We start from the raw sequence: 24,470 nt of genomic DNA, 5'->3' as shown, positions 1-24,470 counted from the left end.
TTACCCTGTTTTTATTTTGTATACTGCTCTCTGCTTCCATCACTATCAATTTGATAATGAAAATCTATTTCTAAAATACCTGCATCTGTAGGATATGTATCATTAGGCCCATCACCATCTCTATATACCCTACAAACCAAAACACTTGATAATGTTTTACCACTTCCTGAAATAGTTCCTAAAGACGTAATAGCATGTTCATACGCACTTACAGTTCCTACAGCTGCGATAGGATAGCTAGAAGTTAATATTGTTGTATCTGGAAAAACATCACCAACATTGCTCCATGAATATTCTAAAGCCCAAGTAACTTTATATGTACCAACATCACTTTTAGTTGTCCAATGTATATGAGGATAAATATCGCTACCTTCTTTCCATGCATGCGGCATCTGCACTAAAAAATAAAGCTCTTCTTCATATCCTTTGTTAAACCAATATAACCAAACACCTTGACTACTTCCATTTCTTTTAAAAAGGGTCCAATCTGGTGCATTAGACGATCCTTTATTAGTAGAATTCATTGGCACTTTTAAATCATCCCATCTAGTAGCAGTTCCCTCATAACTTAACGAACCATCACTCTCTATATAAGTGTTATTTGAACCGTCACCAATTCTTGTATTTCCTGTATCATCAATAATCATTCTTTCTGAACCAGATGTTTTAAAATGAATATTATCTTCATCTGTAGTTTGTTCAACTTCAATACCCGTATCGGCATCTGCATCAAGCAAAGAATTGTTTGTCACCAACTCTGTCCAACTAGTGTTATAAAACCAAAAACTTTGAGTTGATGTGTCAAAAACTAATAATCCTGTTGCAGGACTTGAAATAGCAGTTCTTTGAGTTGTATTCATTCTAGGAATAAGAATTCCTTTTGATGTAGACTGGATATCTAACATAGAGGAGTCATCAGGACTAGTAGTCCCAATTCCTACTTGAGCAAAGACTATATAACTATTAAACAAAAAAGCTATAAGGGTTAATCTGAAAATTTTTATATACATGCTTTTCATTTGAAAAAAATTTAATTTGTTATTTTAAAAGTTTTATTTCCCTCATTAGAATTAACTATTACTAAGTACATACCTTGAGGTTGTAAAAATGGTATGTTAATTTGTTTTGTATTTATTACGTCTTTTTTAAGACTAATAATTTGTTGCCCTAGCATATTATAAATTTGCACATCACGCAACTTCAATAACTTTTTATTATTAATTACAATATGATTCTCTTTAACATAAACATGCACATTATCTTCAATGTTAGCATTAATACTAAGCAAAGCATCTGGTTTAAAAACGATACTAAATCGATTAAAATAATTATCTGGAGGTAAACTTATATCTACACTAGAATTACTTAAATTATATGTTTTATTTAAAACACTATCTTTAATATAAACGGTATCATTAAAGTTTTCAACCGCATCAAGCATTATTGTATGAACACCAACTTGATTTATTACTAACCCCATAGGAAATTCTAATGAATCATTAAATTCACCAACAGCTTCTATAACATATTTTTTGTTTAAATCATTTTCAATAATATAAAAAAGATCATCTTCTCTTATTGAAGAAATAGTAGCATCATATCCTGGATTATAGCCTATATCTACAGGAGATTCTGGTAAAAACCCTAATAATAATTGTCTATGAAACCCTTCTGGGTCTTCATAGCCTATTCTAATATATTTATTAACGTCATTACTGTTACTATTTTTTTGATTTGTAGATTTATAGAAATTTGAGTTTACACCATCTTCTTCTTTAAAAACACGTTGCGAATTATCAAAAATTATATTTCCACTTGAATTCGCATCTACAAAAAATCCTTGCGCTACACCAATATATCTTTTAGGTATAACTCCTGACGAACTACCTACTCCAGATATAGAAGCTATCATAGATGGCGCTACGCCTCCTGTTAAATTACAAATAGAATACCCACCTTGATAATCTGCTAAATAATGAGAATCTGATCCGCCATCTACCCAAAACTGAATATTATCTAGAACCGATAAATTATCTTGTATAAATTTATAAGAATCTATTGCTGAAGGATATGGATTTCCTAACAAAACACTTTCTCCTGCAAGAATAGAAAATGGTAAACTCCCATTATTGGGCACGCCTTTAAAAACATAATTTTGATTAACAGCGCCTGTACCTTTCATAGTAAACCCATAACCAGGATCAAGCAAAGTGTTTTGATCTATTTTTTGCCATCCATAGTACTCCAAACTACTCTGTGAAAACTTATAAAGCCATGTATCATTTATATACAAAGGGGTTGTAACATTACTACTTCCATCTAAAACAGATGGTACACCCGTATAAGGCGAACCTGTATTAAATAAAACTTGTTGTGGAGAAAACGGATTTAAATTAGCATCAGTACCATCAAACAAGCCACCATTTAAAGAAAAGAATCCTAAATTATTAGTTACTGGAGAAGACCAATAATTATATCCATAAACATTCGAAATACCTTGTTGATCTTTTAACAAGCTTCCTGTATTAGCTGTATTAATATTAGTTCCTACATGCGATTGAACTAATTGAGATTCGCCAACCAAACGTAAATCGCCACTTTCTAAATTTAGTTTATTTGCAACTATTACTCCTAAATTATCATCAACATAAACGCCTTTTTTTGAAGCTCCATAAACATTAACTTCTAAATTATAGAAGTTAATACTATCTCTTGTTCCACTAATATTTAAAACATTGTTTACCGAACTCTTAAAAAAAGTAGTTCCGGAAGAAGCCGAAGTTATTCCATTATTTACAAAATCATTGTTTAAATATAAATCACCATTATTATTATGAATACCTGTAAGTTGATTTAAATATTCATTTTCAAAATAAACCGTAGTTGCTGGTTCTATTTGTAATGTCCCTTCGTTAACAATTTGTGAGCATATTATTCCAGGGGTAAATACACAAAACCAAAAAAATATTGAATTTTTTATATTCATAACCAATAAGATTTAGGAACTAGTATTCCTAAAAATAAAATAAGACTTGGTTAAAAAACATGACAAAAGTCATTTCACACAACAAAAACATGTTTTAATCTTAAAAATACGCATTTAATCGATGTTTTTATGCTTGGGATTTTAAATAAAAACTATTCTATGCGTCGCAATCATCTTCCACAATACTACTTTCAATTGCATCTATAGGAAACGCAAAAAAGAACGTACTTCCCTTACCTAATGTAGAATCTACCCAAATTTTACCCTCTAAAAGATGCACTAATTTTTTTGCAATGGTAAGACCAACACCCATACCTTCATAATCTCTATTATAAGCGCCATTAACTTGAGTAAAACCTTTAAAAATTAAGTCTTGATGATCTTTATCTATTCCTATTCCTGTATCGGAAACAAAAAACTTGATATTGGGTTTATTTTGTTTATCACATAGTTGAAACCCATAATTAACATCTCCTTTTTCTGAAAACTTAAAAGCATTTTTTAATAAGTTTACCAAAATATGTTTTAATTTAAGAGTATCTGTATTAATAATTAACCTTTTACAATTTGGTGGTATTTTTAAATTGAAAGAAATATGATTCTTCCCTGATTTTTCTTGATGTCTTTTCATTAATTCATCAATTTCACTAAGAAAAACTATTAAATCTATCTCCTTTTTAAAAACCTTAGCCTTGCCTGATTCTATTAGAGAAATATCAAAAAGATCTTCTATTAATTTAAGTAAATGTTCGCCGCTATTATTAATTATTTGATTGTATTCAAGAATTTCGTCTATTGATGTATCTCTATCTATTAAACTAGAAAGCCCAATAATAGAATTAAGAGGCGTTCTTAATTCATGAGACATGGTTGCTAAAAACTCTGATTTAATTCTATCAGATTCTTTCGCTTTATCTAAAGCCTCTTCTAGTTTATTAATATATTTTATACGTTTTGTAATATCATGTTGAATACCTAAAAAACCTATAATCTCATTTTTTTCATCTAAAATTGGATCGATACTACTTTCTAAATCTATTAATTCTCCATTTCGTTTCTTGTTTAGATAATGAGACATTTTAAAGCTTTTTTTACTTAATAATGTTCGCCATAACAATTCGAAACGCTCTTTATCTTCTGTTCCTTTAAGCACCCTAGGTGTACATTTGCCAACAACTTCATAAGCCTCATAGCCATACGTTTTGGTAAACTGAGGATTTACATAGGTTATAAAACCTTGAGGGTCTGTCATTAACACAATATCTTTAGAGTTTTTCATTGCTAAGTTTAACTTCTGTAATAAAAAATCTTTTCTCTTACGCTCTGTTATATCTCTAAAAACACCTGTATAATAATTACTATCTCCCGATTTCCATTTTGATATAGAAAATTCTGTCGTAAGTTCTTCGCCACCTTTTCTTTTTGCCAAAAACTCCATGGTTTGCCCTATCTTCCTTTTTAAAGCCGTATTTAAAAGCCTATTTAAACTTTCTTTTTTTATTTGGTTCTTACTTACCAATACTTCAAAAATACTTTCGCCCAATATTTCACTCGAATGATATCCAAAAATCCTTTCTGCCGATGGATTCCAAGATAAAATACAACCATTGTTATCAACAGTTATTATAGCATCGGTAGCCGTTTCAACAATTGATTCGTTAAGTTTTTCCGACCGGACTGCTTTTTCCTTAAGAAACTCAATCTCGGCTAAAAGCGCTTCCATTGTTTTTTCTTTAGCATCCATGATTTACTGTTTTACTTTTAATCTTCAAATATTTAAATAACAAGTCTTCTATTATTTCTTTAGATACTGGTTTAGCAATATATTCATTACAACCAGCTTGCATTGCTTTAGTATCATCTTCTGATAATGCATAAGCTGTTAATGTGATAATTGGTATAACAAAATTAAACTTCCTTATTTCAGTAGTAGCCTGATAGCCATCCATTACAGGCATTTTAACATCCATAAATACGAAATCTATGTTTGAATTATTAGTTAATAATTCTACTGCCTCTAAACCATTGTAGGCCCTAAATATTTTAACATTAAACTTTTTAAGAACTTCTCTTAAATAAATAAAGTTTGAATTCTCATCTTCAACAATTAATATGTTCTTTTCATCAATTTTTGAAACCTCTATATTTTCATTTATATAAGACTTATTCGTTTCATATTTATTTACACGCTTAAATGGAAGTTTAAACATAAATTTACTACCTTTTTCAGTATTAGAATCAATCCATATTTCGCCTCCTAATAACTCAACAAGTCCTTTTGCTATACTTAAACCTAAACCATTTCCTTCTTCGTTAGATTTTCCATTTACTATTTGGCTAAATCTATCAAAAACAAATTCTCTATACTTCTCATCTATACCAACTCCTGTGTCTTTAACAAAAAATTGTATAAAGTCATCCTCTATACAATAACCAAATTTAATGGTTCCTTCGGTCGTAAATTTTAAAGCATTTTCTAAAAGATTAGACAAAATTTGCATAAGTCTATTTTTATCTGTTTTAATGAAACATTCATTATCCGATAAATCTTTTTTTGTTTTAATAGATACTCTTTTAGCTTTAGGGTGTAAAGAAAACTGATAATATAAACTATCTATTACCTCATTTAAGTTACAAGTATCTATACATATTTTTAACTGATTAGAATTTATTTTAGAAATGTCTACAACATCTGAGATAATAGATAAAAGTCGTTTTCCAGAATCTTGAATCAACCCAATAAACTGTTGCTTTTCTTTTTTTTCTAAATTATCTTCTTTGAGCAGATTAGAGAACCCTAAAATGGTGTTCATAGGTGTTCTAATTTCATGAGACATATTGGCAAGAAAAGCCGATTTTAATTGTTCGCTATTTTCTGCTTTTTCTTTTTCTATTACTAACTGTTTATTAGTATTAATTAAAGCTATTTTGTTTTGTTGCAGTTCTCTAGTACGATATTCTACTTTTTCTTCTAATTCTGAATTAAATTTGTTTAATTTAGAATAGGTGGTTTTTAGTTCTTCTACAACATTTGACAACAACTCCTGCTCACTTGTTTTTAAAACATCTTCTTTAGCTATATCTTTTTCTTTCCAATACAATGCTCTTAATTGCTGTAAAAAAACATTTATAGGCTGGGTAATGCTTTTTGAAATAAAAAATGCCACCATAAAACCTAAAAACACTAAAATAAGCGTAAAAGCCAGAAAAATACTTTTATTGAATTTTACATCTTTTACAGTTTGTGTATATATATTTTTTGCTTTATTTGAAGCATAAATTGACAGAACATTTAATTTTTCAAATAAAAAAATGCATTTATGATAGCCTTCATTCTCAAGCAATAATCTTGCTTCTGATTTCTGACCTAAATTATTAAGCCGTATTATTTCATTTATAGAAGTTAAAACATCACTATAAGCATAATATACATTATTAAAGTCTTCTTTTTTTCCTAAATAACGATCTTTAACGATATTAAAATGTATATTATTTATGCTATCTGAAGACCTTATTTGCTTAAGCAACTTTAAAGACGCATCCGATCCGTTTTTTGAATCTACTAAAGTATGTATATCATATTTTGTTGAAACGACGTTGAATCTAATTTCATTTATACTATTACTTACTAACAAAGGGTGGTCATAAATAACCTTAATTCGTTTGTTAACATCGTTCAATTCAACAAAAGAAATGGCACTTAATAAAATGGTAACAAATAATAAAACACCTAAACCAATATATATACGCGTTTGAAACCTTAGCTTTTTCATTTTGAAAAAATTTTAAACAAGTTTGTAATTTTTTACTAGAAAAAACATGATATAAGTCATTTTGAAATAATGACTAGAAATAAAAAAAGCATCCTTTTTCGTTATAAAGAAAAAAAGGATGCTTTTAATTTTAAGTTTATTTTTTATGCTTAAAAGCAATTAAATCATTACCTCACTAATTTGAATTACTGGTTCTATAGTAGTGTAATTAGGTAAATCTCCCATAATTTGCTCTGTATTTGGACCGAAAGAAGTTTCAAAAGCTTCAATTGTTTCAAAATACAAATTCCCCATAGCTATATATGTTGCGGCTTCATTAGGAGCTCCACCCCCTAAACCACTTTCTACTGTAGCACCTATAACTGCATCTCCTAACAAACCTGCTACCATTGGCACATGCTTATTGCAATAATAATCCATATCAAATGTTTTCCCTGTTTCATTAGGATATAACACACTTACTTTAATTGCTCCTTTTTTCATAATTGGTTGGTTTTAAATTATGCTTAGTAAGTTAGGGATAAAATAATAAAACGGCTCTAAAACAAAAAAGCATCCCAATTTTCTATAAAGAAAAAAGGAAAGCTTCTCATTGGTATACCAAATTTACTTTGGTAAACTACTTTCCCGAATGACTTCGGGAACAACACAACTTCTTTTTATTGCCAAAAAAAGCCCTAATTTCTTAGAGCTTTCTTTTGCAATTTTTAGCGGTCTGGACGGGACTCGAACCCGCGACCTTCGCCGTGACAGGGCGACATTCTAACCAACTGAACTACCAGACCGTTGCTTTATTGCGGTTGCAAATATACACGCCTTTTTTAATTCCACAAACCTTTTTTAGAGTTTTTTTTATCTTTTTTTTATCAAATAAATTTTTGTCGCTCTACCATATAGGTAGTCAGGATGTTATCGAAATTTTTATTTATATCGGCTTCTACATATTTAATTTTATACTGTGCGCATTTTAAACGTAAGGCTGTAAAATAATTATTTACGGTTTCACTATAATTTTCCTTTATACTATCGGCATACAAATTAATAAACGCTCCTGTTTCAACATCAACAAAACGCTTGGGTTTATTATCAAAGTCGAAATTTTGTTCTTTTTCTTTATCAAACACATGAAATAAAATAACTTCATGCTTATTATATTTTAAATGGCGTAGCGCTTCAAACAACCTCGTTTCATCTTCTGAAGTTTGAAACATATCGGTAAACAAAAAAATCATAGAGCGTCTATGTACTTTCTCTGCTATCTCATGTAAGTATTTATAAGTCTCTGTTTGCTTTTTTACTGGTTTTGATACCACAGCCTCACTTAAATGGTTTAAAAGCATTTGATGATGCCTTTCGCTTCCTTTTTCAGGCGCGTAATAATCATAATCATCGCTATAAATACTTAAACCAACCGCATCGCGTTGTTTTTTTAAAATTTGCATGAGTGCAGCTGCCGCTAATGCCGAAAACCCAATTTTATTTAAACTATTTATAGAAAAGTTATCCATTTCTGGATAATGCATTGAACTACTGTTGTCTATAATTAGATGACAGCGTAAATTAGTCTCATCGTCATAACGCTTAGTATAAAGCTTATCTGTTTTTGCAAACAACTTCCAATCTATATGGCGGGTACTTTCTCCTTGGTTGTATATTTTATGCTCAGCAAATTCTGCTGAAAATCCATGAAACGGACTTTTATGCATGCCCGAAATAAACCCTTCTACTACTTGCTTAGCAAGTAATCCTAAGTTTTTAAACCCTTCTGCTTTATTAAGTTCGTTTTGTAAATTCATTACTATTTTTCTCTTATAAGTTTTGCTCTATAAACACCATCTGATGCTTGCAAAAGTTTATTTTTTAGCACTTTTGGGAAATTTGGGTTTTCGTTTAAAAACTGTTCCAAGGTATTATAAGCATAATCAGATGTATAATTACCTATAGTAGCATTAAGCCATGATTTAGGAAAAAATATATCGCCCGTTAATTGTATTTCTTCAACCAAATCTAAACACATTTTTAAATGTTTTTGCGACGATTCTTGACGTAACGGATGGTTTATATTATACAATGCAGCACCCACCCAACTTTCTTTTTCTCTATTTTCTGCTTTAGCTAAAGATAACATAAATTTGTCTCTTATGCTTTCATCATTAGATAATGACGGCAATAAAAATTCAAAACGTTTTTTTCTATCAGGGTTCGATATACTTTCTAAAGCACTTTGCAGAATACTATCTGCCTTAGGATGGCTATATAAAGCTAAAGTAGCCGCTAAACCAGTATAATCGTTTTCATTTAAATACAAACCTTTTATGGTTTCTGATTTATTCCAAATACGATATAAGGCGTCTTTGCCATTTTTAGAACACGCAATACTTTTAAATAAACTAAAAAGTGTTTTTTTATAGCTAGATGAAAAATTATTATTTCGTAATTTTTTATTCAATAAAGATTCTAAGTCTTTACCAATAATTTCACGTTGTTCTGCTGAAAGAAAATCCCAAAAAAGAGTATTAGTCTTTCCTAAAATAATATTTAAAATAAGTTCTTCTTTTTCTGAAGCTATACCTTTTATTAAAACATTTAAAGCTTTTTGAGGCTCAACTTTGGCCGAAAGTACGTTTTCATATAAATTAATATAACTATAACCTCTGGCTAAATCGTCTTTTATATTTGGAATGGCATCAATATTTAAATTATCAATAGGAAATACGCCATACCCAAAAGCATCATAATTATAAATAACCGATTGTGGTTTTGGCAAACCAACAACAGCGTTTAAAACCTGTGTTTGTTTATTTAACTTAATAGGAATCACTTTTACGCTATCTTTATAAACCAAGCCTATTTTAAAAACTTGAGGCCAAATATGATCGCTTCCATCTTCCGCTTTTTGTGAAATCTCAAAATGTTCAATTGTATTGTCTTTATAAATAATACTATCTGAAATTATAGGTCGACCTGTTTCATTCACCCATACATTACTCCATTTTTTTAAATCTTCGTTAGTTTCTGCATCTAATAGTGTTACTAAATCATTCCAATCAGCATTACCATAAGCATAGGCTTTAATATAATTACGCATCCCTTTTCTAAAAGGCTCTGCTCCTACTAATGCTTCTAATTGGCGCATCATTATTGGAGCTTTATTATATATAATGCGTCCGTAAAGTGTGCCTGCATTTTTTAAATTATCTAACGGCTGTTTTATTGGTGTAGTGCCTTTTGTTCTATCTTCACTATAAGCACTTGCGTAATGCTCACTCATAAAGTTTAAACTATGATTTACATCGGGAAACGATTTACGAGTTACTTTATCGGCTAAAAAATTTGCAAAAACCTCTTTTAACCAAACATCATCAAACCAATTCATGGTTACTAAATCGCCAAACCACATGTGAGCCGTTTCATGAGCTATTAAATGACAACGATTTAATTCCTGATTTTGTGTTGCATTATTATCTAAAAACAAAGACGATTGGCGGTATTGTATTGCACCAACATGCTCCATACCACCATACTGAAACCCAGGAATAGCAGCAAAATCTAATTTTTGAAACGGGAATTCATACTCTGTATAATCTTCTAAAAACAAAACAGACTCGTTATGAAGTTTAAAAATTTCGCTAGTACTTGCTTCTATTTTTTCTTTATCATTTTCACGATAAAGCATACGCATATTTAAATTCCCCAATTGCTTATCTGCTTCATTAAATACACCTGCTACAAACGAAAACAAATAGGTACTCATAACATCAGATTTGTTAAACTTATATCTAACAAAATCTCCCTTATCCTCTTTAAAATCTAAATGAGATCCACAAAGTACTTTCCAGTCTTTTGGCGCAGTAATATCTAGCACATAGTTTGCTTTTATATTAGGCTGGTCGAAACACGGAAACAAAGTACTTGCTCTATCTGGAACTAATAAAGTATATAAATAAGCGTCATTTCTATTAAGTGATAATTCGCCTGCATCAAATTCAATATTTATTTTATTCGATCCTAATTTTAAATATTCAGGATTTATAATAAAATGTTCTTGCTGATGGCTAACAGTAATTTGCTCTTCATTAACCAAAACGTTTTTAATATGAGAACCATCTTCATTAAAATCTAAATACAAAGGTTGCTCTAAATTAGAGATTTCTAAATTTAAATCTAATTGAGAACTAATACGTTCCGTTTTTACTTCGGGTATTTTAAATGATAAATTATAAACAACATTAGAGACTTGCTGTTTTCTATATTCAGCTAACTCTAAAGAGATACCTGGACTTAACAAAGTGCTTTGTTTTTGTTTTGTATGGCAAGACACCATAAAAAACAAACCGAATAATACTATTAAAACATGCTTCATTTTAAAACTAATCGTTATAAAAAATTAAAAGGCATAGTAAAAACCATGCCTTTATATATTTACTTTCAAAATATTCTATAAAATACCATCAACAATACCGTAAGACACCGATTCTTGAGCTCCCATCCAATGGTCGCGATTAAAATCTTTCATTATCTTATCAAAAGTTTGTCCGCAGTTATCGGCTAATATTTGCGCACTTAACTCTTTAGTAATAACAATTTCTTTAGCAGTAATCTCAATATCACTTGCTTGCCCGCGAGCTCCACCACTAGGTTGATGAATCATAACACGTGCATGTGGCTGTATAAAACGTTTACCTTTTTCGCCAGCAGATAAAATAAGAGACCCCATAGATGCTGCAAAACCTGTACAAATGGTAGATACTTGACTGTTTAATGATTTTATACAATCGTAAATAGCAAAACCAGACGTTACATAACCTCCAGGACTATTAATGTATAATTGAATATCAAAATTATTCAAAGTATCTAAATACATCAATCTATCAATCACATGTTTTGCCGATTTATCATCTACTTGTCCCCATAAAAAAACTTTACGCTGCTCTAATAATTTGCTATCAATAGCATCTTGTACTTTTATTTTATCACTCATTTTTTATTTAATTTTTATCTAAAATAAAAAAAGGTTTACCATTATGGCAAACCTTTTTAATTTTCTTTTTATTTAACTTTTATAAAAGTCCGTCAATAGCATCTGTATATGCGTTCTTAGGTGCTACACCAACTTGTCTACCAACAACCTCTCCGTTTTGAAAAACTAAAACAGTAGGAATGTTACGCACACCATATTTAGCAGCAAATTCTTGATTTGCATCTACATCAACTTTACCAACAACAGCTTTACCATCGTATTCTTCACCAATTTGTTCAATAATTGGTCCAACCATTCTACATGGTCCACACCAAGCTGCCCAAAAGTCAACTAATACAGGTTTATCACTCTTTAGTACTGTTTCTTCAAACGTCGCATCTGTAATTTCTAATGCCATAATATTTATGTTTTAATATGTTCTTAATTCATTTTAACAACACAAAATTAGTCAAAAAAAACTTTAAAGCTTACACCCAAGCAATTTGTTTTGCCTATAGTTATATTGTTTCAACTTATTTTCAGTATTTGGGCGCATAAAACAGGCTATCCGCTATATCTTTCTGTGAAGCAGTCTCGAACTTGTTTCGAGATCTCATCAATATATATTAGGGCATAATTAATTAACTGGCTAATTTTATACGCTTCACAAAAAGGATGCCGCTTCTATCCTTTGCGCAAAAGACGTCTTCATAAAAGCATTTTAGTTGAGCAACCAAAAAGTTGCATATGGAAATTATTTGCTTTAATTTAGCAACCGTTAAGTTGCGTATTAATCAAAAATCGAATAATTATGAAAGACGTTATTAAAAAAGAAGTTTTATTTAATCATCCAATAAACAAAATTTGGGATGCTATTTCAAAAGCAGAAGAAATCTCAACTTGGTTTATCCCAGCCGATTTTAAAGCCGAAAAAGGATATAAGTACACGTTCACTTCACCTCCAAACGAAAAAGGTTGTACCATTATTAATGGCGAAGTAAAAAACGCAACGCCATATGTATTAATTTACACTTGGGTAGTTGCCGAAATGAAAACAGAAACCACTGTTAAATGGGAATTAGAATCAACAGAAGAAGGCACAAAACTAACTCTAGAACATTCAGGAATTTCAAATTATGAAGGCGAAACTGCCATAGCTATGTTTGAAAGCTTTAATGGCGGATGGGACAATTGCATTTCTGGTTTAACAGGTTATTTAAAAGAAACGGTTAATGCAGGATAAAATAACCAAATTATTTAAAGCCATTGCAGACCCAACAAGACGTGATATTTTTCACGCCTTAGTTATTGCAACCTCAGCCCTATCAATCACACAAATATCTAGTCAGTTTGATATTAGCAGACAAGGTATTACCAAACATATAAAAACGCTTGAAGAAGCAGGGTTAGTCAATATAGACTCACAAGGTCGCGAGCGTTTTTGCAATGCTAATCCAAAAAAACTTAAAGAAGTAAATAAGTGGTTGAAATTCTACGAACAATTCTGGGACGATAAACTAAATAATTTAGGAAATTATTTAGACAACAAAGCCTAAATTTTTTCAACAAACATATGAAAGACAACAACTACTCAAAACAAATAACAGTTTCTGTTAATTCAGAAAAAGTATTTCAAGCCTTAAATGAAGGACTTAATATCTGGTGGGGAAAAACAAGTAATACAGCATATAAAAAAGGTGGTCAATTTACTATTACATTCGAAAATGGATACTGGTGAACTTTTAAAATTATCGAACATACTCCAAACAAAGAATTAATATGGAAATGTGTTGATGGAGAGCCTGATTTTAATAAAGAATGGATTGGTCATACCCTACATTGGACCATTGATAAAAATAATAAAGCAACAACAATCAACTTTCAACAAACAGGATTAAATCCAAAAATTGATTGCTATGAAGTATGTTCTAAAACATGGGATATGTTTATTTCTGAAAGTCTGAAAAAACACCTTGAAAGTTTAAGTGATATTGCTTAATAAAAATAAAACATTATAATTAAAAACAAAAAAGAGCTGTCAGTATTTTGACAGCTCTTTTTTTACATTTAGGGCAAAACCGTTATTAACGATGTCTCTTTTTACCTATTTTTATTTCAGTAACTGTACCATCAACAGCAGTTTTTGTTGCAACTTTATCACAAGTTCCATCTCCAAAATCAACAGTTGCAGTACCAGCTTCTGTTGTATATTCTTTTATTCCAGAAGCAATATATTTACAGCCTGCAGGCTTTACTAATGGTGTTGTAATTTCTACATTTACAGTAACACCGTTTTTATTTGTAAAAGTAGACGAACCAGTAATTGTTTTCTCGTCATCATAACAAGTATCCGTATCTCCACCTGCAGTAATTTCAATAGTTCTAGTTCCTACTTTAGAAATGGTTCCTTCATCTGTTTCAATTGTTAAATCAATAGCACTTACTAATTCTGGATTTCCATTAGCATTACTAGTCACATAAGAATAGGTTTTAGTTCCATTAACAACATAACCATTAATAGATAAATCTTGAATGGTAATTGTTCTTTCTTTACTCGTATCCGATTTTGTTTTTACCTTAACAATCGTTCCAGATATAATGTTTCCATTATAATCTTCACATGCGTCAGTAAATGTAATAGTTGTTGTAACTGTATCATCTACTTCTTCAATAGTAATATCTGCACAGTTTTTAAAAAACCCAGATCTTCCTCGTTTATCTTTACCTGTTGTTTCTTTTGAAGAACTTGATGATTTTGAAGTTGATTCAATTTCAAAAGAACTATCAGAATAGATAGAAATATCGTCTAAAACACTTTCGGCTTCTTCAATAATAATTTCAGAATCTACACTTAATGATGCAGAAAGCTCATCTGATGGCACATTTTCATTATCACAGGCAATAAATCCTAAAGCCACTAACACTAATAACAATTTAAGTCTTTTCATAATTGGGAATTTTTAATTTAACTCATTTATTAATAAAACAAGTAAACCATAAAAACTCCTACCCTAATTGTTAATTTAATTTATAAACTACGTTTTGTTCTTCTAATTCTTTTATCAATTCTTGAGATACTTTAACCTTTTGTTTCCTACTTGGCATGCTTAATTTTATTTTTTCTTTAGTATCGTACACTAAAAAATTAAGCATTTGGTTTCCAGGATGCATGCTAATTAATTCCTTTAGAGCTATTATTTTTTGCTTATCTAAATCTTTAATATCAACTTGTATAGACAATTTTTTAGCATAATGCTCCATCACATCATGTAATAATTGAAAATTATTAAACTGCATACGCGGATCACTCTTTTTTCCTGTGTCTTTATTTACCCAACCATCTCGAATAAATGTTTTAACATACACAAAATTATTATGCATTAAAAAATGTCTAAACTTTAAATACTCTTCACCAAAAATTCTAAACTCATGGCTATCGGTATAATCTTCAACAGTAAATAAGGCCCAACCTTTTCCTTGTTTACTTACACGATGTTGCACATCGGTTACCACGCCACCAAAAACTAGCTCACGGTTTACATAGGGTGCTACATCATTAAACATTGCAAGTGTGGCATTGCAAAAAGTTTTCATCTCTGTTTTAAAATCATCTAATGGATGCCCCGAAATATAAACACCTACAACCTCGCGTTCTTTTGCTAACTTCTCCATAGTGCCCCATTCTTCACATGGTGGCACTTCTGGTTCTGCTATTTGCACATCACTAGCTTCTCCAAACAAACTTACTTGAGCCGAATTTTCATTTTCTTTATGACGTTGCGCATATTTAATGGCCATTTCTAAAAAGGTCATACCATCGCCTTCTCTATGAAAATACTGTGCCCTATGTGTGCCTTCAAAACAATCGAAACCACCTGCTAAAGCAAGATTTTCAAAAGCTTTCTTATTGGCTGCACGTAAATCGATACGCTTTGCGATATCGAAAATAGATTTATAATTACCGTCTTCTTTTCTATTATCTACAATAGTCATAACCGCACCATGTCCTACACCTTTAATAGCTCCCATACCAAAGCGAACCGCATTGTCTTTGTTTACCGAAAACTTATAATAACTTTCATTAACATCGGGTCCTAGAACTGGCAATTTCATACGCTTACACTCATCCATAAAGAATGTAACCTGCTTAATATCGTTCATATTATTAGACAATACCGCAGCCATATATTCTGCAGGATAATGCGCTTTTAAATAAGCCGTTTGATAAGCAATCCACGCATAACAAGTAGAGTGCGATTTATTAAATGCATAACTCGCAAAGGCTTCCCAGTCTTTCCATACTTTTTCTAAAACTTTTGCATCATGTCCATTAGCACTAGCTTGCTCAATAAACTTAGGCTTCATTTTATCTAGAACCGCAATTTGCTTTTTCCCCATTGCCTTACGCAATACATCGGCTTCACCTTTTGTAAATCCTGCAAGACTTTGAGACAGCAACATCACTTGCTCTTGATAGACCGTAATACCATAGGTTTCTTTTAGGTACTCTTCCATGGCTGGTAAATCGTACTCAATTTCCTCATCGCCATGCTTACGACGAACGAAACTAGGAATATACTCCATTGGTCCTGGACGATACAAGGCATTCATGGCAATTAAATCTTCAAACACCGTTGGCTTTAAATCGCGCAAGTGTTTTTGCATCCCAGGAGATTCGTATTGGAATACACCTACTGTTTCACCTCGTTGGAATAACGCATAGGTTTCTTCATCATCTAACGGGAATGTATCTGGATCGAGTAAAATATCATGTTTTGCCTTAACTATTTTAACAGTATCCTTAATTAAAGTTAGCGTTTTTAATCCTAAGAAATCCATTTTTAATAAACCCGCATCTTCTACAACGGAGTTATCAAATTGGGTAACATATAAATCGGAATCTTTAGCAACAGAAACCGGAACGAACTTTGTAATATCGTCTGGTGTAATAATAACGCCGCAGGCATGAATTCCAGTATTTCTTACCGAACCTTCTAAAGTTCTAGCAAGGTTTACTGTTTCTGCTTGCAAATCATTTCCATCAGATATATTTAAAAGTTCATTAACCTTTTCTAAATCTTCAGCACGAAATTTACTCGCCAAATCTTTTTCGCTTAAACCGAAAATCTTGCCAAGTTTAGACATGGTTGGAATTAACTTCGCAATCCTATCTGCGTCAAATAATGGTAAATCTAATACACGCGCGGTATCTCTAATAGACGACTTTGCCGCCATAGTACCATAAGTAATAATTTGTGCTACTTGGTTGCTTCCATATTTTTCAATTACATAATCCATAACACGACTTCGACCTTCATCATCAAAATCGATATCAATATCGGGCATACTCACACGATCTGGATTTAAGAAACGCTCAAAAAGCAAATCGTACTTAAGTGGATCGATATTGGTTATCCAAAGACAATAAGCAACCACCGACCCTGCTGCCGATCCACGTCCTGGACCTACCGACACATCCATGTTTCGAGCTTCACGAATAAAATCTTCTACAATTAAGAAATACCCAGGATAGCCTGTTTTTTCAATAACGTTTAACTCAAAATCGAGACGTTCAACAACTTCTTCAGATAATTCCTCACCATATCGTTTTTTAGCTCCTTCAAAAGTTAAATGCTTTAAAAAGGCATTTTCACCTCGTTTTCCTCCATCTGCTAAATCCTCTTCATGTTTAAATTCATCTGGAATATCAAATGCTGGTAATAATACATCACGTGCTAATTGATATGCTTCAACTTTATCAACAACCTCTTGTACATTAGAAATAGCTTCAGGAATATCTTTAAACAATTGTTTCATGTCATCAGAAGATTTAAAATAATACTCCTGATTTGGCATTCCATATCGATAACCACGACCACGACCTATAGGCGTTGCTTGTTTTTCACCATCTTTTACACATAATAAAATATCATGCGCGTTGGCATCTTCTTGTTTTTTATAATAGGTATTATTGGTAGCAACCAACTTAACATCATGTTTTCTTGCCAATGATATTAAGGTTGGATTTACACGATTTTCATCTTCTTGATTGTGGCGCATCAATTCTACATACAAATCGTCTCCAAACTGTTCTTTCCACCAAATGAGTGCTTCTTCCGCTTGATTTTCACCAATATTCAGGATTTTACTTGGTACTTCACCATATAAATTTCCTGTTAATACAATTAAATCTTCTTTATATTCTTCAATTAATTTTTTATCAATTCTAGGTAAATAATAAAATCCATTTACAAAGGCATGCGACGATAACTTTGCTAAATTATGATAGCCATTTTTGTTTTTAGCCAACAATACAATTTGATAGCCGTTATCTTTTCTAGATTTATCTAAATGATTTTCGCAAACAAAAAACTCGCAACCAATAATTGGTTTCATTTCTTTCACCTTAACCTCTGCCCCAGTTTCTTCTGCTTCTGTAATTTTTGCTTTAACACCTTTATTGTGTCTATTTACTGCATTTACAAAGTGAAAAGCTCCCATCATGTTAGCATGATCGGTTAGTGCTACCGCTTCCATATTATATTCGGCTGCAGCCGAAACAATATCGGCAACTCCCATAGTAGATTGTAACACTGAAAACTGAGAGTGATTATGAAGATGCACAAAATCTACATCGGCTAACCCCGACATGTTTTGCTTTATTTCTTCAGAAGAAATCTCACTTCCTTCAGCTTTTTTTATTCGCTCAAGAATTTTAGCACTTTCACGTTTAAGATTAATATGCTTTAACCCTATAAGTTGAATGGTATCTGGATTAGCCTTGTTAAAATTTTCAAAATAATCAGGTTCAACATCCAACTGCTCTTTAGTATACTCACCCAAACGCACCAATTCGAAAAAACAACGTGTTGTTGCTTCTACATCGGCAGTGGCATTATGCGCTTCTGCAAAACCTACGTTAAATAAATGTTCATGCAACTCTGATAATGTTGGTAATTTAAATTTACCGTAACGTCCTCCAGGAATTTCACATAAACTTGCTGTATGCTCTGTACAAGTATCTAAAACTGGTAATTCTTGCAAAGGATTTTCAACAGCGCCACGTACAAACTCAGCCCCCATAATATTAAGGTCGAACTTAACATTTTGCCCAACTACAAACTTTGTTTTTCCTAAAGCTTCATTAAACTTTTCTAAAACATCTGCTAACGGAATACCTTGTTCATCCGCCAATTCGGTAGAAATACCATGAATTTTCTCAGCATCATACGGAATATTAAAACCTTCTGGTTTTACCAAATAATCCTGACTTTCAATACAATTCCCCATCTCGTCATGCAATTGCCATGCAATTTGAATACAACGAGGCCAATTATCGGTATCGGTAATTGGTGCATCCCAACGCTTTGGTAATCCGGTAGTTTCAGTATCGAAAATTAAGTACATTCAGTCTGTTTATTTGTTGATATATTTTCTCGTTTAGAACAATAACGAAGCGTATAAAAATACATATCAAAATTGACATATCAACACATAAGTTATAAACAGTTTTAAACAGAGAAAGTGTCCTTTAATATAATTATTTTACTTTAGACGAATCTATATTACATATTATGAAATTCAAATTAGTTGTTTTAGGAATTATTATTAGTCTTCATTATTGCAATGCTAACGCTCAAAACACACCATTATATGTTGGCACTTACACTGATGGTTATAGTGAAGGTATTTACAAACTAGATTTCAATCAAAATACTGGAGAGCTTAGCAATTTGCAATTAGCAGTTTCTACACAAAACCCTTCATTTATAACATATTCAAGAAATAAAAAATTCATATATGGGGTAAGCGAAAGTTTGGGAGGTTCTGTTTCATCATTTAAAATTAGAGAAAACGGACATTTAAAATTTTTAAATAAGGTGAGTAGTAACGGGAAAGGCCCTTGCCATATTTCAATAAACAAACAAGGAAATAAAGCTGTTGTATCAAATTACAGTGGTGGCAGTGCTTCTATTTATAGTATTGCAAGAGATGGAAAATTAAATGATGCTACTCAAATTTTTAATTACAACACAGACGACAAAGTATCACATGCTCACTCTGCGCAATTTTTCAGGAATGAATTATACATAGCCGATTTAGGAATAAATGCACTATACCAATATAAACTTAAAGACAATACATACAAACTAACATTACCTACAGTGGTAGAAATGGTAGAAAACCCAGGCCCTAGACATTTTACAATAACAAAAAACGGTCAATACATCTATATCATAAATGAGTACGGTAGTTCTGTTACTTCTGTAAAAAGAACTGAAACAGGTTTTAAACAGATTGATTACGACTCTACATTAGATGAAGCCTATGAAGGATATAATTCTTGTGCAGATATTCATTTATCTAGGAATGAACTTTATTTATATGGTTCGAATAGAGGCGAAAATTCCATAGTAGTTTTTAAAAGAAACAAACTTGATGGCACTATTGAAAAAATTCAAACAGTACCAATTCATGGAGATTGGCCAAGAAACTTTACATTAGACCCTTCAGGAAAATTTTTATTGGTAGCTAATAAAAAGAGTCATAATATTTCTGTTTTTAGAATTAATGCATCTACCGGAAAACTTTCTTTTTTAAATGACGTAAAAGTACCAAGACCTGTATGCTTATTGTTTTAAAAACAGGCAAATAAAGTCTTGGTAATTAAAAAAATATAGTATCTTTGCGCCCTCATTAATAACCGAGGTCGAGAACCTCAAATAATTAATTATTATGCCAGTAAAGATTAGATTACAAAGACATGGTAAAAAAGGGAAACCTTTTTACTGGATCGTTGCAGCTGATGCACGTTCAAAAAGAGATGGTAAGTACTTAGAAAAATTAGGTATCTACAATCCAAACACAAACCCAGCAACTGTTGAATTAAACGTTGATGGCGCTGTAACATGGTTGCAAAATGGTGCACAACCAACAGATACTGCAAAAACACTTTTATCTTACAAAGGTGCTTTACTAAAAAATCACCTTGCAGGTGGTGTTAGAAAAGGCGCTTTAACTGAAGAGCAAGCTGAAGAAAAATTCAAAGCTTGGTTAGAAGAAAAAGAAGGTAAAGTACAAGCAAAAGCTGATGGTTTATCTGAAGCTGAAGCAAAAGCGAAAGCTGAAGCATTAGCTGCCGAAAAAGCAGTAAATGAAGCAAGAATTGCTGCCGCTACTCCTGTAGTAGAAGAAGAAGTAGCTGAAGAAGCTGCTCCTGAAGTTGAAGCAGAAGCATCAAAAGAAGAAGAATAAAAAAATATTTTTTTATACTTTTAAACTCCGGTATTTATATCGGAGTTTTTTTGTGAAATAGTATTTTGATTTTCAAAATACATTATTGAACAAATTCCGATGAAAATCGGAATCTCATAATTATTAATACTTTTAAAGATTCTGAAACAAGTTCAGAATAAAAAAATATCATTTTCAATGAAAAAAGAAGATTGTTTCTACTTAGGTAAAATTGTAAAAAAATACAGTTTTAAAGGTGAGGTTTTAGCGAAACTAGATACCGACCAGCCAGAACTTTACGAAAACTTAGATGCTATTTTTTTACAATTAAGAAATAATCTTGTGCCTTTTTTTGTTGAAAGTTCTCAATTACACAAATCGGAATTACTTCGTATAAAATTTGAAGATGTAGACGAAGAAGCCGATGCTGATGCAATTATGAAAAGTGGTTTATACTTACCACTAGACTTACTTCCTAAATTAGAAGGTAACAAATTTTACTTTCATGAAGTTATTAATTTTTTAATTGAAGACGTAAATTTTGGAAAAGTAGGTATTATAAAAGCTATTAACGACTCTACAGCACAAGCTCTTTTTGAAATAGATCGAGATGGTATAGAAATCTTAATCCCAATAAATGATGAATTTATAGTTAAGGTAGATAGAGCTAACAAAACCGTTTTAGTAAACACTCCAGAAGGGTTAATTGACTTATACTTAGAATAAATTTTTAAGCAAAACCCATAGCGTCTGCTTCTCTTTTTACTAAAAACAATGAAGATTGAATACAATCTCGTTGTTTAACTAAGAGCTTACAAAGCGGTAAAGACAAATTCATTTCCATAAGCAAGTCATTATATTTCATTATACTAAACTGCATAAGGTTATTAACTTGTCTTAATAAATTACTACTCTTTTCGTAACGCAATGATTTTTTAATACTCAACTCTGTTAAATGATTTCGTCTTTGTAACATTATAGAGTTATCTACCTTGGTTTCAAGTTTTTTTGATTCATTTTGTAACATCTCACAAAAACGTTTTCTCTCAAGCTCTTTTTCTTTAAAAAAAGTTTTTAAATTAACATCTGGAACATCACCTTGCATTTTTGAAAATATTTTTCCGACTTGTTGATTCATTAAAAATAAATCATTCAACTTCATTAAAATTTTATCATATTGTTTTATCCCCAAAACTATTCAGTATTTTATAATTAGACGCTTAATATACGTTAAACACAACCTAAATTGGATGTCTTTAGTATATTATTTAACATAATTTATTCAGTTTTAACATTTTATTTTTACTATTGCGTAATTTACAAAAAAATCATGTCTAAAAAACCTTTTCTGTTCAAAAAATTCGAAATAAACCAAGACCAATGTGCTATGAAAGTTGGTACAGATGGAGTATTACTTGGCGCATGGTCATCTATAAAACACAACCCTTTTTCTATTTTAGATATTGGTGCAGGCACAGGTATTTTAGCTTTAATGCTTGCTCAAAGATGTGATGCAGAACTTATTGATGCTATTGAAATTGATGATAACACTTACGAACAATGTGTTGATAATTTTGAACAGTCGCCTTGGGGAGATCGCCTTTTTGGTTATCATGCTTCTTTAGAAGAATTTACAGCAGAAATTGAAGACAAATACGATCTTATTATTTCAAATCCGCCATTTTATTCTGAAGATTTTAAAACAGAAAACACACAACGTGATTTAGCCAGATTTAACGATGCCATGCCTTTCGAACACTTAATTGAGAGTGTTTCAAAACTATTATCTGAAGATGGTGTTTTCTCGGTAATCATTCCTTTTAAAGAAGAAATTTCCTTTATTGAATTAGCTTCAAAACATAATCTTTTACTTAATAAAACACTCCATATTAAAGGAAATCCAAATTCAGAAATCAAACGAAGTCTTTTGGAATTCTCTTTCCGCGAAAGCGATATAAATATTAATGAGTTAATTGTTGAAACAGAACGTCATCAATATACTGAAGACTACATTAACCTTACCAAAGATTTTTATTTAAAAATGTAACTAAATCGGTAAATATTAATTAAATTTGAGAGGATATAGCGATATTTTTGTTAAAAACACAAAGGATTATCCCATTAAAACCTTTTAATTTAATCTAGATGAAACCAGATTTATTTGAAGCACCAGATTATTATAATCTTGACGAATTATTAACCGATGAGCATAAATTAGTTCGTGATGCTGCTCGCGAATGGGTAAAACGTGAAGTGTCTCCAATTATAGAAGAGTATGCTCAAAAAGCTGAATTCCCCAAACAAATTATAAATGGTTTGGCTGAAATTGGAGCATTTGGGCCATACATTCCCATGGAATATGGTGGTGCAGGCTTAGATCAAATTTCTTATGGTTTAATTATGCAAGAAATAGAACGAGGCGATTCTGGTATTCGTAGTACAGCTTCAGTACAGTCTAGTTTAGTTATGTATCCTATTTGGAAATATGGCAATGAAGCCCAACGTCAAAAGTATTTACCAAAATTAGCTAGTGGCGAATGGATGGGGTGTTTTGGTTTAACCGAGCCAGATCATGGTAGTAACCCAAGTGGAATGGTTACTAATTTTAAAGATATGGGCGACCATTATTTATTAAATGGCGCTAAAATGTGGATTAGTAATGCACCTTTTGCTCAAATTGCAGTGGTTTGGGCTAAAAATGAAACTGGACGTATTCATGGGTTGATAGTAGAACGCGGGATGGAAGGCTTTACTACCCCTGAAACACATAATAAATGGTCTTTACGCGCAAGCGCTACTGGCGAGCTTATTTTTGATAATGTTAAAGTACCTAAAGAAAACTTATTACCTAACAAATCTGGATTAGGAGCACCACTTGGTTGTTTAGATTCTGCACGCTATGGTATTGCTTGGGGCGCTATTGGTGCAGCCATGGATTGTTATGACACCGCTTTACGTTATAGCAAAGAACGTTTGCAATTTGGAAAACCTATTGGCCAATTTCAACTACAGCAAAAAAAATTAGCAGAAATGATTACAGAAATTACCAAAGCTCAACTTTTAACTTGGCGTTTAGGTGTTTTACGTAATAACGGAAAAGCAACTTCTGCTCAAATATCTATGGCTAAACGTAATAATGTAGATATGGCAATAAATATTGCTAGAGAAGCTAGACAAATGCTAGGTGGCATGGGAATTACAGGCGAATATAGTATTATGCGTCACTCTATGAATTTAGAAAGCGTTATTACTTATGAAGGCACACATGATATTCACTTGTTAATTACGGGTCTTGATATTACTGGATTAAACGCTTTTAAATAATTTTCTTTTTATTATAAATTAATACTTACTGGTATTAGACTTACATAACTAATACCAAACACCCAACTTATTTTTTGTATGATTAATATCACACACAAAGAACCTTAACAACTAAAATTTATTAAATAACTGACTTTCGACAGGTTTTTAAAATAATTCATGACTTAAATTTGTCGCTGACATTAAATTATTT

Annotated in this window: 20 protein-coding genes and 1 tRNA gene; 8 read left to right on the top strand and 13 right to left on the bottom strand. The window is 31.4% G+C overall.

The genetic code is table 11. The annotated features are described in order from the left end of the window. Positions 1–11: 11 nt before the first annotated feature. From ACH5TX_RS15065 to trxA, 10 genes are all read right to left on the bottom strand, one after another. Positions 12–1,019, bottom strand: coding sequence for a phage tail-like protein (locus tag ACH5TX_RS15065; protein WP_439340316.1), 1,008 nt, complete (start codon positions 1,017–1,019; stop codon positions 12–14). Between the two features lie 11 nt (positions 1,020–1,030). Next, the gene (locus ACH5TX_RS15060; RefSeq protein ID WP_439340315.1) at positions 1,031–2,986 is read right to left on the bottom strand and encodes a T9SS type A sorting domain-containing protein; all 1,956 of its coding nucleotides are present in this window, start codon (positions 2,984–2,986) and stop codon (positions 1,031–1,033) included. A 157-nt stretch (positions 2,987–3,143) separates the two neighbouring features. Further along, positions 3,144–4,730 carry a sensor histidine kinase gene (locus ACH5TX_RS15055; protein WP_439340314.1) on the bottom strand — a complete coding sequence of 529 codons (1,587 nt, stop codon included), beginning with the start codon at positions 4,728–4,730 and terminating at the stop codon, positions 3,144–3,146. Next, positions 4,720–6,759, bottom strand: coding sequence for an ATP-binding protein (locus ACH5TX_RS15050; RefSeq protein WP_439340313.1), 2,040 nt, complete (start codon positions 6,757–6,759; stop codon positions 4,720–4,722). The genes ACH5TX_RS15055 and ACH5TX_RS15050 overlap by 11 nt, the downstream gene beginning before the upstream one ends. Positions 6,760–6,918: 159 nt before the next feature. Continuing rightward, positions 6,919–7,242, bottom strand: a complete 324-nt coding sequence (locus ACH5TX_RS15045) for an EthD family reductase (RefSeq protein ID WP_439340312.1) — start codon at positions 7,240–7,242, stop codon at positions 6,919–6,921. Positions 7,243–7,470: 228 nt separating this feature from the next. After that, positions 7,471–7,544 (bottom strand) — tRNA-Asp (locus ACH5TX_RS15040). Positions 7,545–7,625: 81 nt separating this feature from the next. Further along, the gene (locus ACH5TX_RS15035) at positions 7,626–8,555 is read right to left on the bottom strand and encodes a DUF58 domain-containing protein (protein WP_439340311.1); all 930 of its coding nucleotides are present in this window, start codon (positions 8,553–8,555) and stop codon (positions 7,626–7,628) included. A gap of 2 nt (positions 8,556–8,557) precedes the next feature. Further along, positions 8,558–11,122: a M1 family aminopeptidase gene (locus tag ACH5TX_RS15030; protein ID WP_439340310.1), complete on the bottom strand. Its 2,565-nt coding sequence runs from the start codon at positions 11,120–11,122 to the stop codon at positions 8,558–8,560. A gap of 75 nt (positions 11,123–11,197) precedes the next feature. Further along, a complete protein-coding gene (locus tag ACH5TX_RS15025) occupies positions 11,198–11,740 on the bottom strand; it encodes a ClpP family protease (RefSeq protein ID WP_439340309.1) in 543 nt (180 codons plus the stop codon). Between the two features lie 79 nt (positions 11,741–11,819). Then, entirely contained in the window at positions 11,820–12,137 is a 318-nt protein-coding gene (trxA, locus tag ACH5TX_RS15020) for a thioredoxin (protein WP_439340308.1), read from the bottom strand. A gap of 393 nt (positions 12,138–12,530) precedes the next feature. Here trxA and ACH5TX_RS15015 point away from each other — a divergent pair, with 393 nt between their 5' ends. Genes ACH5TX_RS15015 through ACH5TX_RS15005 form a run of 3 tightly spaced genes read left to right on the top strand, consistent with a single transcriptional unit; the run spans position 12,531 to position 13,457 of the window. Continuing rightward, a complete protein-coding gene (locus tag ACH5TX_RS15015; protein WP_439340307.1) occupies positions 12,531–12,962 on the top strand; it encodes an SRPBCC family protein in 432 nt (143 codons plus the stop codon). Next, on the top strand, positions 12,952–13,275 hold the full coding sequence (locus ACH5TX_RS15010) for an ArsR/SmtB family transcription factor (RefSeq protein WP_439340306.1): 324 nt from the start codon (positions 12,952–12,954) through the stop codon (positions 13,273–13,275). The genes ACH5TX_RS15015 and ACH5TX_RS15010 overlap by 11 nt, the downstream gene beginning before the upstream one ends. 17 nt (positions 13,276–13,292) lie before the next feature. After that, a complete protein-coding gene (locus ACH5TX_RS15005) occupies positions 13,293–13,457 on the top strand; it encodes a hypothetical protein (protein WP_439340305.1) in 165 nt (54 codons plus the stop codon). 346 nt (positions 13,458–13,803) lie between these two features. On the opposite strand, the gene ACH5TX_RS15000 is transcribed toward ACH5TX_RS15005, so the two are convergent. Beyond that, positions 13,804–14,667 carry a hypothetical protein gene (locus ACH5TX_RS15000; protein ID WP_439340304.1) on the bottom strand — a complete coding sequence of 288 codons (864 nt, stop codon included), beginning with the start codon at positions 14,665–14,667 and terminating at the stop codon, positions 13,804–13,806. A gap of 70 nt (positions 14,668–14,737) precedes the next feature. After that, the gene (gene dnaE, locus ACH5TX_RS14995) at positions 14,738–19,126 is read right to left on the bottom strand and encodes a DNA polymerase III subunit alpha (protein WP_439340303.1); all 4,389 of its coding nucleotides are present in this window, start codon (positions 19,124–19,126) and stop codon (positions 14,738–14,740) included. Positions 19,127–19,293: 167 nt separating this feature from the next. On the opposite strand from dnaE, the gene ACH5TX_RS14990 reads away from it, so the two are divergent. The 3 genes from ACH5TX_RS14990 to rimM all read left to right on the top strand — a co-directional run bounded on the left by ACH5TX_RS14990 (position 19,294) and on the right by rimM (position 21,679). Then, positions 19,294–20,361 carry a lactonase family protein gene (locus tag ACH5TX_RS14990; RefSeq protein ID WP_439340302.1) on the top strand — a complete coding sequence of 356 codons (1,068 nt, stop codon included), beginning with the start codon at positions 19,294–19,296 and terminating at the stop codon, positions 20,359–20,361. A 94-nt stretch (positions 20,362–20,455) separates the two neighbouring features. After that, the gene (locus tag ACH5TX_RS14985; RefSeq protein ID WP_439340301.1) at positions 20,456–20,974 is read left to right on the top strand and encodes a 30S ribosomal protein S16; all 519 of its coding nucleotides are present in this window, start codon (positions 20,456–20,458) and stop codon (positions 20,972–20,974) included. Between the two features lie 177 nt (positions 20,975–21,151). Next, on the top strand, positions 21,152–21,679 hold the full coding sequence (gene rimM / locus ACH5TX_RS14980) for a ribosome maturation factor RimM (protein ID WP_439340300.1): 528 nt from the start codon (positions 21,152–21,154) through the stop codon (positions 21,677–21,679). Positions 21,680–21,683: 4 nt separating this feature from the next. Here rimM and ACH5TX_RS14975 read toward each other — a convergent pair whose 3' ends face one another. Next, the gene (locus ACH5TX_RS14975; protein ID WP_439340299.1) at positions 21,684–22,109 is read right to left on the bottom strand and encodes a hypothetical protein; all 426 of its coding nucleotides are present in this window, start codon (positions 22,107–22,109) and stop codon (positions 21,684–21,686) included. Between the two features lie 174 nt (positions 22,110–22,283). On the opposite strand from ACH5TX_RS14975, the gene ACH5TX_RS14970 reads away from it, so the two are divergent. Together ACH5TX_RS14970 and ACH5TX_RS14965 are read left to right on the top strand one after the other, a co-directional pair. Beyond that, a complete protein-coding gene (locus tag ACH5TX_RS14970; protein WP_439340298.1) occupies positions 22,284–23,000 on the top strand; it encodes a tRNA1(Val) (adenine(37)-N6)-methyltransferase in 717 nt (238 codons plus the stop codon). 98 nt (positions 23,001–23,098) lie between these two features. Then, entirely contained in the window at positions 23,099–24,277 is a 1,179-nt protein-coding gene (locus ACH5TX_RS14965; RefSeq protein ID WP_439340297.1) for an acyl-CoA dehydrogenase family protein, read from the top strand. The last annotated feature ends 193 nt before the right edge of the window (positions 24,278–24,470 follow it).

Source organism: Thalassobellus citreus, from assembly GCF_044385915.1.
Classification (GTDB): domain Bacteria; phylum Bacteroidota; class Bacteroidia; order Flavobacteriales; family Flavobacteriaceae; genus Thalassobellus; species Thalassobellus citreus.
Note: the sequence above shows the minus strand (reverse complement) of the source record. Positions and strands in the feature narration are given on the sequence as shown.

Bases quoted from the DNA above. Each gene is read 5' to 3' on its own strand.
- ACH5TX_RS15065 (WP_439340316.1), bottom strand. From the start codon at position 1,019: ATGAAAAGCATGTATATAAAAATTTTCAGATTAACCCTTATAGCTTTT.
- ACH5TX_RS15060 (WP_439340315.1), bottom strand. From the start codon at position 2,986: ATGAATATAAAAAATTCAATATTTTTTTGGTTTTGTGTATTTACCCCT.
- ACH5TX_RS15055 (WP_439340314.1), bottom strand. From the start codon at position 4,730: ATGGATGCTAAAGAAAAAACAATGGAAGCGCTTTTAGCCGAGATTGAG.
- ACH5TX_RS15050 (WP_439340313.1), bottom strand. From the start codon at position 6,759: ATGAAAAAGCTAAGGTTTCAAACGCGTATATATATTGGTTTAGGTGTT.
- ACH5TX_RS15045 (WP_439340312.1), bottom strand. From the start codon at position 7,242: ATGAAAAAAGGAGCAATTAAAGTAAGTGTGTTATATCCTAATGAAACA.
- ACH5TX_RS15035 (WP_439340311.1), bottom strand. From the start codon at position 8,555: ATGAATTTACAAAACGAACTTAATAAAGCAGAAGGGTTTAAAAACTTA.
- ACH5TX_RS15030 (WP_439340310.1), bottom strand. From the start codon at position 11,122: ATGAAGCATGTTTTAATAGTATTATTCGGTTTGTTTTTTATGGTGTCT.
- ACH5TX_RS15025 (WP_439340309.1), bottom strand. From the start codon at position 11,740: ATGAGTGATAAAATAAAAGTACAAGATGCTATTGATAGCAAATTATTA.
- trxA (WP_439340308.1), bottom strand. From the start codon at position 12,137: ATGGCATTAGAAATTACAGATGCGACGTTTGAAGAAACAGTACTAAAG.
- ACH5TX_RS15015 (WP_439340307.1), top strand. From the start codon at position 12,531: ATGAAAGACGTTATTAAAAAAGAAGTTTTATTTAATCATCCAATAAAC.
- ACH5TX_RS15010 (WP_439340306.1), top strand. From the start codon at position 12,952: ATGCAGGATAAAATAACCAAATTATTTAAAGCCATTGCAGACCCAACA.
- ACH5TX_RS15005 (WP_439340305.1), top strand. From the start codon at position 13,293: ATGAAAGACAACAACTACTCAAAACAAATAACAGTTTCTGTTAATTCA.
- ACH5TX_RS15000 (WP_439340304.1), bottom strand. From the start codon at position 14,667: ATGAAAAGACTTAAATTGTTATTAGTGTTAGTGGCTTTAGGATTTATT.
- dnaE (WP_439340303.1), bottom strand. From the start codon at position 19,126: ATGTACTTAATTTTCGATACTGAAACTACCGGATTACCAAAGCGTTGG.
- ACH5TX_RS14990 (WP_439340302.1), top strand. From the start codon at position 19,294: ATGAAATTCAAATTAGTTGTTTTAGGAATTATTATTAGTCTTCATTAT.
- ACH5TX_RS14985 (WP_439340301.1), top strand. From the start codon at position 20,456: ATGCCAGTAAAGATTAGATTACAAAGACATGGTAAAAAAGGGAAACCT.
- rimM (WP_439340300.1), top strand. From the start codon at position 21,152: ATGAAAAAAGAAGATTGTTTCTACTTAGGTAAAATTGTAAAAAAATAC.
- ACH5TX_RS14970 (WP_439340298.1), top strand. From the start codon at position 22,284: ATGTCTAAAAAACCTTTTCTGTTCAAAAAATTCGAAATAAACCAAGAC.
- ACH5TX_RS14965 (WP_439340297.1), top strand. From the start codon at position 23,099: ATGAAACCAGATTTATTTGAAGCACCAGATTATTATAATCTTGACGAA.